This is a genomic window from Enterobacter cloacae complex sp. SHL009, from assembly GCF_049237205.1.
Lineage (GTDB): Bacteria > Pseudomonadota > Gammaproteobacteria > Enterobacterales > Enterobacteriaceae > Enterobacter > Enterobacter cloacae_M.
Map to the genome: position 1 here is coordinate 144,956 of NZ_JBMKIW010000001.1, position 13,427 is coordinate 158,382.

The 13,427-nt window shown below is 55.7% G+C and carries 14 protein-coding genes; 12 read left to right on the forward strand and 2 right to left on the reverse strand.

Annotation, left to right across the window (positions count from 1 at the left end; all coding sequences use genetic code 11):
- Positions 1 to 2 precede the first annotated feature (2 nt).
- Positions 3 to 617: a hypothetical protein gene (locus ACOTZC_RS00705; RefSeq protein ID WP_047173329.1), complete on the reverse strand. Its 615-nt coding sequence runs from the start codon at positions 615 to 617 to the stop codon at positions 3 to 5.
- On the reverse strand, positions 617 to 2,191 hold the full coding sequence (locus tag ACOTZC_RS00710) for a peptidoglycan-binding protein (RefSeq protein ID WP_421635542.1): 1,575 nt from the start codon (positions 2,189 to 2,191) through the stop codon (positions 617 to 619). Before ACOTZC_RS00710 ends, ACOTZC_RS00705 begins: the two co-directional genes overlap by 1 nt.
- A gap of 300 nt (positions 2,192 to 2,491) precedes the next feature.
- On the opposite strand from ACOTZC_RS00710, the gene ACOTZC_RS00715 reads away from it, so the two are divergent.
- The 12 genes from ACOTZC_RS00715 to ACOTZC_RS00770 are packed head-to-tail and all read left to right on the forward strand — an operon-like array spanning position 2,492 to position 13,301.
- Positions 2,492 to 3,223: a type II secretion system protein N gene (locus ACOTZC_RS00715; protein ID WP_126302985.1), complete on the forward strand. Its 732-nt coding sequence runs from the start codon at positions 2,492 to 2,494 to the stop codon at positions 3,221 to 3,223.
- A gap of 14 nt (positions 3,224 to 3,237) precedes the next feature.
- Positions 3,238 to 5,163 carry a type II secretion system secretin GspD gene (gspD, locus tag ACOTZC_RS00720; RefSeq protein ID WP_421635543.1) on the forward strand — a complete coding sequence of 642 codons (1,926 nt, stop codon included), beginning with the start codon at positions 3,238 to 3,240 and terminating at the stop codon, positions 5,161 to 5,163.
- 12 nt (positions 5,164 to 5,175) lie between these two features.
- Positions 5,176 to 6,654: a type II secretion system ATPase GspE gene (gene gspE, locus ACOTZC_RS00725; protein ID WP_047742354.1), complete on the forward strand. Its 1,479-nt coding sequence runs from the start codon at positions 5,176 to 5,178 to the stop codon at positions 6,652 to 6,654.
- Complete coding sequence (gene gspF, locus ACOTZC_RS00730; RefSeq protein ID WP_023310952.1) at positions 6,654 to 7,862, forward strand: type II secretion system inner membrane protein GspF; 1,209 nt, start codon at positions 6,654 to 6,656, stop codon at positions 7,860 to 7,862. The genes gspE and gspF overlap by 1 nt, the downstream gene beginning before the upstream one ends.
- 2 nt (positions 7,863 to 7,864) lie before the next feature.
- Positions 7,865 to 8,314, forward strand: coding sequence for a type II secretion system major pseudopilin GspG (gspG, locus tag ACOTZC_RS00735; protein WP_023310953.1), 450 nt, complete (start codon positions 7,865 to 7,867; stop codon positions 8,312 to 8,314).
- The gene (gene gspH / locus ACOTZC_RS00740; RefSeq protein WP_023310954.1) at positions 8,314 to 8,799 is read left to right on the forward strand and encodes a type II secretion system minor pseudopilin GspH; all 486 of its coding nucleotides are present in this window, start codon (positions 8,314 to 8,316) and stop codon (positions 8,797 to 8,799) included. Before gspG ends, gspH begins: the two co-directional genes overlap by 1 nt.
- Positions 8,792 to 9,175 (forward strand): type II secretion system minor pseudopilin GspI, encoded by a 384-nt coding sequence (gspI, locus tag ACOTZC_RS00745; protein WP_023310955.1) that lies wholly within the window; start codon positions 8,792 to 8,794, stop codon positions 9,173 to 9,175. The genes gspH and gspI overlap by 8 nt, the downstream gene beginning before the upstream one ends.
- Positions 9,168 to 9,848 carry a type II secretion system minor pseudopilin GspJ gene (gspJ, locus tag ACOTZC_RS00750; RefSeq protein WP_126302822.1) on the forward strand — a complete coding sequence of 227 codons (681 nt, stop codon included), beginning with the start codon at positions 9,168 to 9,170 and terminating at the stop codon, positions 9,846 to 9,848. The genes gspI and gspJ overlap by 8 nt, the downstream gene beginning before the upstream one ends.
- Positions 9,845 to 10,864: a type II secretion system minor pseudopilin GspK gene (gene gspK / locus ACOTZC_RS00755; protein WP_126302821.1), complete on the forward strand. Its 1,020-nt coding sequence runs from the start codon at positions 9,845 to 9,847 to the stop codon at positions 10,862 to 10,864. Before gspJ ends, gspK begins: the two co-directional genes overlap by 4 nt.
- Before the next feature lie 15 nt (positions 10,865 to 10,879).
- The gene (gene gspL / locus ACOTZC_RS00760; RefSeq protein WP_163353638.1) at positions 10,880 to 12,025 is read left to right on the forward strand and encodes a type II secretion system protein GspL; all 1,146 of its coding nucleotides are present in this window, start codon (positions 10,880 to 10,882) and stop codon (positions 12,023 to 12,025) included.
- Positions 12,022 to 12,507: a type II secretion system protein GspM gene (gene gspM / locus ACOTZC_RS00765; RefSeq protein WP_045403637.1), complete on the forward strand. Its 486-nt coding sequence runs from the start codon at positions 12,022 to 12,024 to the stop codon at positions 12,505 to 12,507. Before gspL ends, gspM begins: the two co-directional genes overlap by 4 nt.
- The gene (locus tag ACOTZC_RS00770; protein ID WP_421635544.1) at positions 12,504 to 13,301 is read left to right on the forward strand and encodes a prepilin peptidase; all 798 of its coding nucleotides are present in this window, start codon (positions 12,504 to 12,506) and stop codon (positions 13,299 to 13,301) included. The genes gspM and ACOTZC_RS00770 overlap by 4 nt, the downstream gene beginning before the upstream one ends.
- Positions 13,302 to 13,427 lie beyond the last annotated feature (126 nt).

Genomic DNA, 13,427 nt, shown 5'->3' on the forward strand with positions numbered 1-13,427 from the left:
TTTTAACTGAAAGGGGGACTATGTTTCAGTGAGTTATTTGCCTGCGTTCCTGCCGTGGTTTCATCCACGGGAGGCGCGGGCATTTTCCCTTGCGAATAATCTTTTTCCTGCTCTTTTAACGCCTTCATCAATAATGCCTTTATTGCCCCGTCATCAGCGGCCTGTTCGGTATTATCCTGTTTGGGTATCGCTGAGCTATTCACTTCGACTCCCGGCAACGTATCCCGGGAAATATCATGCGGCATTTCACCGTAAGGCGCCTGCTGCCAGTCGGCATCGCTGCTATCAATTGGCATCTCCTGCAGCGGCGGCATCTCTTTTGTCACCGGCTCATGTTTTGGTTCAGGCTGCGGGAACGGTTTACTCACATAGACATAATGCATATCCGATAGCTGCGTTTCTGGTTTAACGGCGCTCGCTTTTATCGGCTCAGGCGCCGGATGGCGTAGATCCCAGTAGAGATGGGCGTAAAGTCCTGCGGCGATCGTCATCACTATTCCCACCACCCAGATCAGGGAGGCGCAGAACACTTTTTTCAGCGAGGGGCGCCGGTAAGAAAACCAGACCGGCGCGTTCAGGGTATAGCTGCGCTGGGCAGCCAGTGTAATCGTCGACATTATGAATGCTTCTCCTGTGTGCTGGAGGTCGCAGATGTATTCGCAGACTGAATAAGTACGCTTGGCGTGGTTTTGGTTTCACGCATTAACTGCATCAATGTATCTTCGCCCGCAATCCCGTCCACATGCAGATGCATTTTCTGCTGGAACTCGCGGGTACGTTGCATCAGTTCGGCCGTCCACACCTGTGCGTGGGTTTCGGGCAGATTCAGCGCCAGGCTAAGCTGCTGATCCATCCAGCCCAGATCTTTGGTGCTACTTTCCGCACTGATGGTGTCTTTACCCTGCGGCGTCAGGCGGTGCAACTGGGTGTAATTGCCGGTTGCATGCTGGTTAAACCAGCTGCGGCTGACCTGCCAGGTGCGATTATTCATCAGCAGATCCAGCGAGTTATCATCAACTCTGGCCACCACGGCATAGTTCAGGTGATCGCCGGTTTTGATCTCGCCGATCCACGGGTAACCCTCTTTCGCCAGCTCTTCAAGCGGCGCGCTGCCCTCCTTACACATCAGGTTGACCCGCCCGGCATTCTGGCAGAGCGCCTCTTCCGCCGTGGCGTCATAACCCCACATGGTATAGAGCTGATGCATCGCATCGGGCTTATTCACCACTTCATTCTCAATAACCGGCATTACGGGGGCGTCGGTTTTTGGCGTCTGTGGTTTCCAGCTGGCCATCACGGGCAGCTGTACCGGCAGTCTGGCGGTGATGGCGGGCATCAATGTCCAGCCGCAGGCGGCAAACAGCACAGAAGCAAAAAGGCCCATAACGGCAAGGCGTTTGCCCTTCGGTTTCGCCGGCAGAACTTCTCCTGCAGCGAGACGCAGATGGCGAGGCGATACCTGCGCTGAACGCTCGGTCCAGGCGGCTAGCATGGCGAGGTGTGCCAGCTCGTTGAGTTTGCCTGTCTGTCCTTTGGTCAGCGCGTGCATTTTGCGCACGCGGGTCGGGGTGAACGGCGTCGCGTCGCTGCCATGCGCGTCACACTGGGCCTGAACATAGCTCAGGGACTCGCGGCAGGTGAGGGGCCGGAGCGTGTGATGCGTATGAAGAGATTCACGCAACCCGGACTGCTGGAGGGCGGCTTCCTGGTCGGCCGATCCCATCAGCACAACCGACAGAGGCACATCCAGCTCCTGCGCGCGGGTTAACAGCATGGACAGTGCGTCATGGCAATTCGCTTTCATCGACTGAATATGCGAGATGACCAGTACTTTACGCGTGGTTTTGCGGGACAACATCTCGTCCTGCCACTGACGCAGCACAGCATCAATAGCCTGGATCCGGGTTTTGCTCTCTTTAGTGGTGGTGTTGAGTTTATAGAGCATGCCGCTGGCGCTGAGTTTTGGGAAGGCGTTAATGGCAATCAGCGTGCCGTCATGCTTTTTAAGCGCATCGCAAAACTGCGAGGTGAGATAGTTGTCGTCGCTAAAGAGCGCAGTAACGCCTGCTGTCTGGCACTTCTCTTTCAGCAAACCGAACACATCCTGATGATACGGAACAAAAAAATCACCTGGCATCCGGCTTATAGTCCGGAAAGGCTGGGTAGTGAAATTAAAATGGCGCATATACATAGCGTATTACCGTCTCTTTCATTCATAACAAGGAGACGGAAAAGTAAAGGATACAGGCGGAAGGGGCAATTTGAATGCAGGATAAAAATATTCGGCCTGCGCTTTTAACATAGGTTTATTTAACGTTCAATCTTTTTCTAAATTATTGTTGGTGGAAGTATACATGGGCGGGGGAGAGGAAACTCATTAGTATTTACGCCACTCACTCATACAGCCCTGTGCTGTGAATTACTGACTGGCAGAAAGGCTCGTTAAAAAATGCGGATGTCATTTGTTACTCAATTGATTGTGCCCTGCGTCATGTTTGTGCTGCTTATATTCTGCGGCCAGCAAGGGTATATGGTTTATAAAGATTATAAGAAAGTTACGAACAGATTATCTGATTCAAAGCAGAAGATGCAAAAAAAAAGTCATGATGAAACTCAGTTTGTACTTTTTACACCGGCGGTGATGCCAGAGAAACAGCCGGCGGCAGTGAAAAAGCCGCTCAGTGCGGAAATCGAAGGTATTCTCAGCAGCGACGAAGCCTGGCTGTCCTTTGCGGTGATAAAAACCCCCGCCGGACAAAAGAGCTATCGCGAGGGCGAAATGCTCGTCGGTTTTGACAATGCCTATATTGCGGAAATTCATCCTGATAATGTGATGGTGAATTATGAAGGCGCGCCGCAGGTTATTTCACTTAAAAAACCAGACTATTTCAAAGGCGGCGTTGACAGCGCCCCGGTAACCAAATCGAAGAAAGATGCAGGGTTGGATAATCTGCATCTGGATGATTATCTGGTGTTAAAACCAATAATCGAAAAAGGCCAGCTGGAAGGCTACAACATTAATCCACGCAATGCGTCCCCTTTCTACAGCCATGCTGGCCTGGAAAAAGGTGATGTGGTGGTAAAAGTTGACGATGTGGATATGACTAAAGAGGCGCAGGCAAAAGAGCTCGTTGCCCGCTGGTCAAAAATGAAAGAGGCGGATGTCGTTATTCGGCGTCACGCTCACCTTGAAAATATTCGGGTCAATGTTCTAAACAATTAATAAGTGTAACAGACATGAAGAAATTTCCATGGGCGTGCGTAGCGCTGACCGCATTGTCGTTATATTCAGGTTCGCTGTTCGCGGCGAACTTTAGCGCCAGTTTTAAAAATACCGATGTCCGCGAATTTATCGATACCGTCGGGCGTAACCTTAATAAAACCATTCTGGTCGATCCTTCCGTTCAGGGAACGGTGTCGGTTCGCACCTACAACGTACTGACGGAAGATGAATATTACCAGTTCTTCCTGAGCGTGCTGGATCTCTATGGTCTGTCGGTGATTCCGATGGATAACGGGATGGTGAAAGTCGTGCGCTCTTCGGTGGCCCGCATGTCGGGCGCACCGATTGCCGACAGCAAAAACCCCGGAAAAGGTGACGAAATCATCACCCGCGTGGTGCGGATGGAGAACGTCCCGGTACGTGAGCTGGCTCCCCTGCTGCGTCAGCTGAACGACGCCTCCGGCATCGGCAACGTGGTCCATTTTGAACCGTCAAACGTGCTGCTGTTAACCGGCAAAGCCTCGGTGGTTAACCGCCTGGTGGATCTGGTGCAGCGTGTGGATCAAAGCGGCGTCCAGCGCCGTGAAATCGTGCCGCTGCGTTTTGCCTCGGCCAAAGATCTTTCTGACATGTTGAACAACCTCAACAACGAAGAGCAGAAAGGGCAAAACGCCCCGCAGCTGGCGACCAAAGTTGTCGCCGACGACGAAACCAACAGCCTGGTGATCAGCGGCAGCCCGGACGCGCGTCAGCGCACCCGGATGCTAATCTCCCAGCTCGATCGCGAGCAGAACAACGAGGGCAACACCCGCGTCTTCTACCTGAAATACGCCAACGCCAGCAAAGTAGTGCCGGTGCTGACGGGGATCGGCGAGCAACTGAAAGATAAAGCGGGCGGCGGCAAGAGCAAAGCCGCGCCGATGGCAGGTGACCTGAATATTACCGCCGACGAGTCTACCAATTCGCTGGTGATCACCGCCCAGCCAAACGTCATGAATTCGCTGGAAAAAGTGATCGACAAGCTGGATATCCGCCGTCCGCAGGTGCTGGTGGAGGCGATCATCGCCGAAGTTCAGGACGGTAACGGTCTTGATCTGGGCGTGCAGTGGACCGGTAAACACGGTGGGGTTCAGTTTGGTTCGACCGGCCTGCCGATCAGCCAGATCAAGAAGTCAAAAGTCATTGGCAGCTATACGGGCCTGGCGACCGGTTTCTTTAACGGCGACTTTGGCGCGCTGATGACGGCGCTGTCCACTAACGGTAAAAACGACATTCTGTCGACGCCGAGCGTGGTGACGCTGGATAACAAAGAGGCGTCGTTCAACGTCGGTCAGGACGTGCCGGTACTCTCCGGTTCGCAGACCACCAGCGGCGATAACGTCTTTAACTCGGTGGAACGTAAAACCGTTGGTACGAAGCTGAAAATCGTACCGCAGATCAACGATGGCGACATGATCCATCTGAAGATCGAGCAGGAAGTTTCCAGCGTGGATAACACCTCGACGGCCGATGCCAGCCTGGGCCCAACGTTCAACACCCGCACCATCAACAACGAAGTGATGGTCCACAGCGGGCAGACGGTGGTGCTGGGCGGCCTGATGGAAAACGTCACCAAACAGTCGGTCTCGAAAGTGCCGCTGCTGGGTGATATTCCGGTAGTGGGTCAGCTGTTCCGCTATACCTCCCAGGACAGCGCCAAACGTAACCTGATGGTGTTTATTCACACCACCGTACTGCGCGACGATGACAACTACGGCGCGGCGTCGAAAGAGAAATACGATCAGATCCAGGCGCGTCAACAGCAGCGTATGGAAGAGCACAAGCTGGGCATCGTAGAGAATGCTGATTCACCGATGCTGCCAGCCTATCCGTCCCAGAGCCACGCCGCGCCAGTGAGCGCCAGTGCGCCGGTGTCGTCCCGCAACCCGTTTAAAGAGTAAGGCGCAAGCGACATGACCGAGATGAGTAATGCGCTCTGTACCAGCACCTGGGCGAAAGAGAACGGGGTCCTGTTCTATAACGACGAGGTTTATATCCGCGAGGATGCGCAGGCGTATGCCCTGCTGGAGATGCGCCGCGTGCTGGGGCGCTCCTATGCCCCGACGATCCTGACGGCGGACGCGTTTGACGAACTGCTGACCAACATCTGGCAGCAGAACAGCGGCGTCTCGCAGCAGCTGGTGGACGACATGGACGCCGATATTGACCTGATGGCGTTAACCGAGGAGATCCCGGACAACGAAGATCTGCTCGATAACGACGAGAACTCGCCGGTGATCCGCCTGATCAACGCCATTATGGGCGAAGCGGTGAAGGAGGGGGCCTCCGATATTCACATCGAGACCTTCGAGCGCACCCTGAGCATTCGTTTTCGCGTTGACGGCGTGCTGCGTCCGGTGCTGCAGCCGGCGCGCAAGCTCGCGCCGCTGCTGGTGTCGCGTATCAAAGTGATGTCCAAACTGGACATCGCCGAAAAACGTCTCCCCCAGGACGGTCGTATCTCGCTACGCATTGGTCGTAAGGCTATTGACGTTCGTGTCTCCACTATTCCGTCTCAGTACGGCGAACGCGTGGTGATGCGTCTGCTGGACAAAAGCAATCTTAAGCCGGACATCAACAAGCTCGGTCTGATTGACGAAGAGCTGGTGAAGTTAAAGGGACTGATTGAACGTCCGCACGGCATCATCCTGGTGACCGGCCCGACCGGTTCGGGGAAAAGTACCACCCTGTACGCGCTGCTGTCGGCGCTTAACGGCCATGAACGCAACATTCTGACCGTGGAAGATCCGATCGAGTATGAACTGGAAGGGGTAGGGCAGACCCAGGTCAACCCGCGCGTGGACATGACCTTTGCGCGCGGACTGCGCGCCATTCTGCGCCAGGACCCGGACGTGGTGATGATCGGGGAAATTCGTGACGGTGAAACCGCGCAAATCGCAGTACAGGCCTCGCTCACCGGTCACCTGGTGATGTCCACGCTGCACACCAACAGTGCCGCGGGCGCCATTACCCGTCTGCGTGATATGGGGCTGGAGTCATTTTTAATTGGTTCGTCGCTGCTTGGCGTCATTGCCCAGCGTCTGGTGCGTCGGCTGTGTCCGCACTGTCGCACGACCAGTCCGCTGGATGACAATGAGAAAGCGCTGTTCACCTTTATGGAAACGCCGCCGAAAGCGATTTATCGCGCCGTGGGCTGTGAACAGTGTCGCCAGAGCGGCTACCAGGGGCGCGCAGGCATCCATGAATTTCTGGTGGTCGACAGCGCCATGCGCCGTGCGATCCATGAAGACAAAGATGAGATGTCCATCGAAACGCAGCTTTTCAAAGAGGCCTACAGCCTGCGTGAAAACGGTCTGCTGAAGGTGATCTCCGGCGTGACCTCGCTGGAAGAGGTGATGCGCGTCACCGCCGAGCGCGGGGGGGATGCGTAATGGCCTGGTATGCGTGGTCCGCAACGGACGCTGCGGGGAAAACCCAGCGCGGCACCCTTCAGGCCGAAGGGCCAAAGCAGGTGCGCCAGATGCTGCGCGAACAGAAGCTGATGCCAGTGAACATTGCGCCGACCAGCGATCCGGCGGCGGGAAAAAACGCCCGTAAAGGGGCAAAACTGTCGATTCCGGTGCTGTCGATGTTTACCCGACAGCTCGCGACGCTGGTCAATGCCGCGCTGCCGCTGGAGAGTGCGCTGAAGGCGATTGCGAAGCAGACGGAAGATAAAACCCTGGCGGCGATGGTGACCGAGATCCGCGACAAGATTGTGGAAGGTCACACGCTGTTCGACGCCTTCAGCCAGTTTCCGCGCAGCTTCGATAAGCTCTACTGCACCCTGGTGATGGCCGGTGAAAAGACCGGTCATCTCGGTGGCGTGCTGGAAAAGCTCGCCGAGTACAACGAGCAGCGCCAGAAGATGAAAAGCAAGCTCACCCAGGCGATGGTCTACCCCATCACCCTGACGGTGGTGGCGATCGCGGTGATCTCCATTCTGCTGGTCGCCGTGGTGCCGCAGGTCATCGACCAGTTCACCCACATGAAACAAGAGCTGCCGGTGACCACCCGCACGCTGATTGCGGTGAGCGACTTTCTACAGGCCTGGGGCATCGTTATCGCCGGCGGCCTGTTCGGGGCGTCGGCGAGCTTTAAATTTTGGATAAAAGTAGAAAAGAACCGGTTTGTTTATCATCGGTGGCTGTTGCTAAAGTCACCGCTGAAAAAACTGGTCTGCGCCATCAACAGCGCGCGCTACATCCGTACGCTGAGTATTTTGCAGGCCAGCAGCGTTCCGCTGCTGGAGGGGATGTACATCGCGATGGACGGGATTGAAAACCTCTATGCCCGGCAGGTGCTTGAGCAGGCAGCGGACACCGTTCGCCAGGGGGCATCCCTCTACAACGCGCTGGAACAGGCGAGAATTTTCCCACCCACCATGCTCTACATGGTGGCCTCCGGGGAGGAGAGCGGCGAGCTGGGCTCGTTGATGGATCGTGCGGCGGAAAACCAGGAATCTGCATTACAGCATCGAATTACGTTAACGCTGTCGGTATTTGAACCGGCACTGGTAGTAACTATGGCGACCGTTGTTTTATTTATCGTTCTTTCAATATTACAACCGCTTCTTCAACTTAATAATATGGTGGGTTAATCATGACTTTGAAAAAAAATAGCCTGAAGCGTCAGGCGGGGTTCACGCTGCTCGAATTAATGGTAGTTATCGTTATTCTCGGCGTGCTGGCCAGTATGGTCGTGCCTAATTTAATGGGCAATAAAGAAAAAGCCGATATTCAGAAAGCGACCAGCGATATTGTGGCGCTGGAAGGTTCGCTGGATATGTACAAACTCGACAACCATCGCTATCCGACCACCGAGCAGGGGTTGCAGGCGCTGGTAACCAAACCTGAAATTGCGCCCATTCCGAAAGGTTACCGTGACGATGGCTATATTCGCCGCCTGCCGCAGGACCCGTGGGGCAATGACTATATTCTGGTTAGCCCGGGTGAGCATGGCGCTGTCGATATTTTCTCAGCCGGTCCGGATGCAGAAGCTAATACTGCCGACGATATCAGCAACTGGTCTTTTGATAAAAAAGATAAGTAATGAATAAGCAACGTGGATTTACCTTGCTGGAAATTATCGTGGCGCTGGTGATATTCGCCCTGAGCGCCATGATGGTGGTCACCACCATTCCATCACGCAGCGGCGCAGATACATTTGGTCAGCAGCTAAAATCCCTCGTTGAATATGGTTCTGACCGTGCGGTAATGGACGGAAATATTGTCGGGCTGGTGATGACCTCGTCAGAATTTGAACTGGTGACGCAGGTTGTAAATAACGGAGAGCGCCACTGGGCACCGTTAAAATCGGGGCGGATCGCCACCCGCGGCGAGTTTCCTGAGGAGATGCATGTCTCCCTCTCATCGCGAACGCTGGCGGCCACGCTGGACGATGAACCGCAAATCATTTTTTTGCCGGACGGCGAGCTTAGCCGCTTCACGCTCAGCCTCGAAAGCCTGGATAAAAAGCAGCGCTTTCACGTGACGTCACAGGGCTCTGTTCCCGTGGTGGTGGAAAACGATGACTAAACGCAAAACCAAAGAGCAGGGGATGACCCTGCTGGAAGTGATGGTGGCGCTGGTGATTTTCTCCACCGCGGCGCTGGCGCTGATGAACTCCGTCACCCTGAACGTGCGCTTTACCCACAGCCTGTCGGAAACGCTGCAGGCCGGCTGGGTGGCGGAAAATCAGCTGGCGCAAGCGCAGCTGGCTCAGACCGATTTCCCGGACGCCGAGCAGGTGGGTACCGAAACCATGGGCGGACAAACCTGGACCTGGCATATCCAGCGGGTGAAAACCGCCGAAAATACCTTTGCCGATGAGGTACGGGTTTACAGCGAAGCAAGCGATGCGCAACCGGTGGTGGCGCTTCAGCTCGCCGAACCGGAGGTGGATCGTGAGTAAGGTGCAGCGTCAGCAGGGCTTTACCCTGCTGGAAATTATGATTGCGCTGGCCATCTTCGCGGTGATCAGCATTCTCGCCTGGCAAACTCTCGACGGCGCGATGCGCACCTCGACGGCCAGCGACGAGGCGGCGGCAAAAGTGACGGCGCTTCAGCGCACGTACAACCTCCTCTCGCGTGACTTTTACCAGCAGCAGGCGCGCGCGCCGCGCAACAGCGGCGAGGTGTTCGTTCAGCAGCAGAATGGTGTGGAAATGACAACCCTGAACGGCATCAGCGGCCAGGTGCAGCTGGAGCGGGTGCGCTGGACGTTAAAGGACAAGCGCCTGTGGCGCAACGTCTGGGCTGCTATCGACGGTCCCGCCAGCGCGCAGCCGGAAGAAGTGCCGATTTTGAGCGATGTGAAAGCGATGAAATGGCGCTTCTGGCACGAAGGCTGGCAGGAAAAATGGACCGACATCGCCCATCAGCCTGATGGCGTTGAGCTGAATCTGACCATGGAAAACGGCGAAACCTGGCGCTGGGTTTTTATCACTCCCGGCGATATGCCTGAGATCCAGACCGCGCCAAAAGAGACGAATGCGGACCCGACGCAGCCGGCTGCGGAGAATGCGGCCCAGCCCGTAACAACCCCGCAGCCCGATACGGCAGTCGATCCAGGAGTGAGTTCATGAGCGGCAAAACAGCGCGAAAAGAGCGTGGCGTGGCGCTGCTGGTGGTGCTGATCCTGCTGGTGATGATGTCCGCCCTGGCGGCGAAGATCAGTCAGCAGTTCTGCCGCCACCTGCAAAAAACGCATTACCAGGTCAGCCAGCAGACGCTGCGCTGGGCCATTGCCCGTCAACAGAAGGTACTGGAAAACGTGTTGCATAAAGCGGCCAGTTCAGAAGGGGCGGGGCTGTCGCCGCAAGGTGACTGGGCGCAGCCGCTGGAAACCCACGGGGATAATTACACCGTGGTGAGTCAGGTGGAGGATGCCCGGACCTGCTTTAACGTCAATAGTCTCCTGGCCGGTGACGCGGCGCCAGCGGCCCCGGCCGACCCTACTGCGCTGCCGGAAAAACCGGTCAAAGAGCAGATTATCGAACAACTGCTGGCTGAAAGTGGCGTCGGTACGCTGGCGGCAGAAGAGATTTACCAGCAGCTGGTGGATTATCTTGACGCCGACGACGTGACGGCGAAACAGGGCCAGGAAGTCGATAGCTGGGCGAGCGTGACGCCCGCCCGCGGTCCGGCGAATCAAATGATGCGCACCATCAACGAAATCAGACTGCTGCCCGCCTTTCCGCAGGCTGCGTGGCCGAAGGTCAGCAAGCTGCTGTGCGCCTTGCCGGATACGGATGGCACCATAAATGTGAATACCTTAACACGCGAACAGGCGCCGCTGCTGGCGGCGGTTTTTACCGGCGTGTTAAACACGGACGACGCTGCCCGCCTGATCGATTCACGCCCGGAGGAGGGGTGGGCATCGCTCGAGGCATTCAGCAAAGTGCTGGAGAGCAACTATCCGCAGACCAAAGATATCCTGGCGCAGATCCAGGACAGGGTTGCGGTCAACAGTCGCTATTTTCGGGTGGATACAACCGGCAATACCGATGATTTAACGCTGCGCGTCGTCAGCCAGCTTCACGTTGACAGTGAGGTGGGCAAGGTCGTTACCTGGCAACGCCGCTACCGAATGGTTGAATAAGATAAGTAGAAGATGATGAAAAAGGTGCTTTTTATTCGTCCCGATACCCGTGAGGACGGCAAAATTTGGTGGTGTGAATCCGGTAACGATCGGGTGGAATATCTGACGGGCTGGAGCGCACTGAGCGAACTTTCCTGCCATCCGCTTTCTCAGCAGGTGTGCCTTTTGCTGCCGGCGAGCGAGACGATCTTTCGTCATTTTACCCTGCCGAAAAAAGGACTTTCAGCCCAGACGGCGCAGTTCTCGTGGATGGCGGAAGAGACATTGCTCGGCGAGGTGGAGACGCTGCACTGGACGGTGCTGAACAAAAAGGGGCCAGAAGTGGATGCCGTGGCCATCGACGCTGAACGTCTGCGCCACTGGCTTGAGCTGTTCGCTCAGGCGGGGCTCACGGTGGTCCAGGCGCTGCCGGATGCCTGGCTGCTGCCGGTGAGCGAAGGGGGCACTACGCTGGTGAGCCTGGAAGAGAGCTACTGGCTGCGTTTTTCCCCCAGCAGCGCTGGCGAAGCCGATGCGGTCCTGCTGCCGCTGCTGTTGAGTAAATGCCCGGCGGGTGAGGTGTGCTGCTATGGCGATGTGCCGCAGGAGGTACAGGTGGATGAACTGCTGGCGTGGCAGCATCCGCTGGTGCTGATCCAGCCCCAGTGGCAGGGCTGTCGTATCAACATGCTGCACGGGGAGTTTTCCGGGCGCAGCGCCAGCGGTCCGCATTTTCGCCACGCGAAAACGGCCCTCGCTGCTGCGGCGCTGGTTTGCGTCGGCCTGCTGATCGGCCCCCGCGTAGGTATGGCGTTGATGCTCACTCACCAGCAAAACGAGATCCACCGTGAGATGACCACCGTAGCGCAGCACTATTTCCCGACCCTGCGCCAGACCAGCAACCTGAAGTACTACTTCGGGCAGAATATCAGCAAGGCGAAGAAAGGGATCTTCCTGCAGCTCGAAGCGCTGAATCAAATCAAGCAGTCATTGCCGTCTCTGGAGATCAATAACGTGGAATATGACGAAACGCAAAATCAGCTGACGTTGAATGTGAAATCCATGGATAAACAGACCCTGCAGGATTTTGTCGCCCGCAGCGCCGAAACTTTTGAATTTGCGATGCAGCCAATTTCCGGCGAGGCGCCTTATACCGCCATTATTACCGGGAGCTATAAATGAAAACGCAAATAGCCCAGTTAAAAAACCGCTGGCAAAATTATAGTCCACGCGAGCGTAATTTATTTAAACTCTGCGGCGGGGCACTCTGCTGTGCGATGGTTTATTACGGCGCGATGATGCCGCTCGATACTCTGATCAAAAATAACGAGGCCGTGTTATTTAAGCAGAAGCAGACGCTGAACTGGATGCGCCAGGAAATTGATAAAAACCATCTCCAGTCCAGAATAGTCAATACCCCGAATCCGCGCAGCGTGGTGGAAGAAAGTGCCAAAGTCGTGCACGTCGCGTTGACAGACGTGCGTCAGGAAGAGCAGTCGCTAACCTTTGTTATCGAGCGCGTCAACATTTCTGCCCTGCAAAACTGGCTGCGTGAGATGAACGTCTCTTCCGGTATACGTCTGGAGAAACTCGCGTTAACGCCGGTGGATCGTCAGAGTGACGTCAAGGCACACATTACGCTGAGCTGGGCGAAAAGCGCATGAACCCGCTAATGCTGTTGCAGCAAGCGAATCTGCCGGGACTGTGCGCGATGAGCGGAGCGCTGGGCGCGATCCTCGGCAGTTTCCTGGGCGTAGTCGCGGAGCGTATTCCGCCGCTGGTAATGGAAGAAGAGGGGGCAGGCAATCTGCTGTTTCCCGCCTCTCACTGTCCGGAATGCCACCATTCCCTGAGCGCGTGGGAAAATATTCCCATCATTAGCTGGTGTGCGCTGCGCGGTCGCTGCCGCCACTGCCATTGCGCGATTCCGCTGCGACTGCTGCTGGTGGAAGTCTGTAGCGCTGCCTTTTTCGCCGCCAGCGCCGCGCTGGCACCGTCGTTTTCGGCGCTCATCGCGCTGTGGGTGATGTGGAGTTTTCTGCTGCCGCTGGCGGTGATCGATGCGCGCCATATGCTGCTGCCGGACTGCCTGACCCAGCCGCTGCTGTGGACGGGGCTGATGTTCCATGCCCTGTTCCGGACGCTACCGCTGACCGATGCTATCTTTGGCGCGGTGGCGGGATATCTGTCGCTCTGGCTGGTTTACTGGGCATTCCGCCTGCTGAGCGGCCGAGAAGGGTTAGGCTATGGTGATTTTAAGCTGCTGGCGGTGCTAGGCGCGTGGTGCGGATGGCAGGCGTTACCCTCTATTATGCTGATCGCGGCGCTGGGGGGCATCATTATGAATTGCCTTTTAAAACCCTTTGAGAATAAAAATAACCTTATTTCCTTTGGCCCATATATTGCGTTTTCCGGGCTGGCTGTCTTTATTTATCAAATTCTCCATTTCATCTTTTAAATAATGAAGTCAAGTTTTTTTTGAAGTTTTTTCATTGAGGGAATGAAAGGAAAAATTAAATTCCCCACTGTATTCTCCTCTCCGCAATAAAATATTTGTTGAAGGTTTTATGAGTGGAGGAAAGTA

Coding starts and splice junctions, on each gene's coding strand:
- ACOTZC_RS00705 (WP_047173329.1), bottom strand. CDS start 617: ATGTCGACGATTACACTGGCTGCCCAGCGCAGCTATACCCTGAACGCG.
- ACOTZC_RS00710 (WP_421635542.1), bottom strand. CDS start 2,191: ATGTATATGCGCCATTTTAATTTCACTACCCAGCCTTTCCGGACTATA.
- ACOTZC_RS00715 (WP_126302985.1), top strand. CDS start 2,492: ATGTTTGTGCTGCTTATATTCTGCGGCCAGCAAGGGTATATGGTTTAT.
- gspD (WP_421635543.1), top strand. CDS start 3,238: ATGAAGAAATTTCCATGGGCGTGCGTAGCGCTGACCGCATTGTCGTTA.
- gspE (WP_047742354.1), top strand. CDS start 5,176: ATGACCGAGATGAGTAATGCGCTCTGTACCAGCACCTGGGCGAAAGAG.
- gspF (WP_023310952.1), top strand. CDS start 6,654: ATGGCCTGGTATGCGTGGTCCGCAACGGACGCTGCGGGGAAAACCCAG.
- gspG (WP_023310953.1), top strand. CDS start 7,865: ATGACTTTGAAAAAAAATAGCCTGAAGCGTCAGGCGGGGTTCACGCTG.
- gspH (WP_023310954.1), top strand. CDS start 8,314: ATGAATAAGCAACGTGGATTTACCTTGCTGGAAATTATCGTGGCGCTG.
- gspI (WP_023310955.1), top strand. CDS start 8,792: ATGACTAAACGCAAAACCAAAGAGCAGGGGATGACCCTGCTGGAAGTG.
- gspK (WP_126302821.1), top strand. CDS start 9,845: ATGAGCGGCAAAACAGCGCGAAAAGAGCGTGGCGTGGCGCTGCTGGTG.
- gspL (WP_163353638.1), top strand. CDS start 10,880: ATGAAAAAGGTGCTTTTTATTCGTCCCGATACCCGTGAGGACGGCAAA.
- gspM (WP_045403637.1), top strand. CDS start 12,022: ATGAAAACGCAAATAGCCCAGTTAAAAAACCGCTGGCAAAATTATAGT.
- ACOTZC_RS00770 (WP_421635544.1), top strand. CDS start 12,504: ATGAACCCGCTAATGCTGTTGCAGCAAGCGAATCTGCCGGGACTGTGC.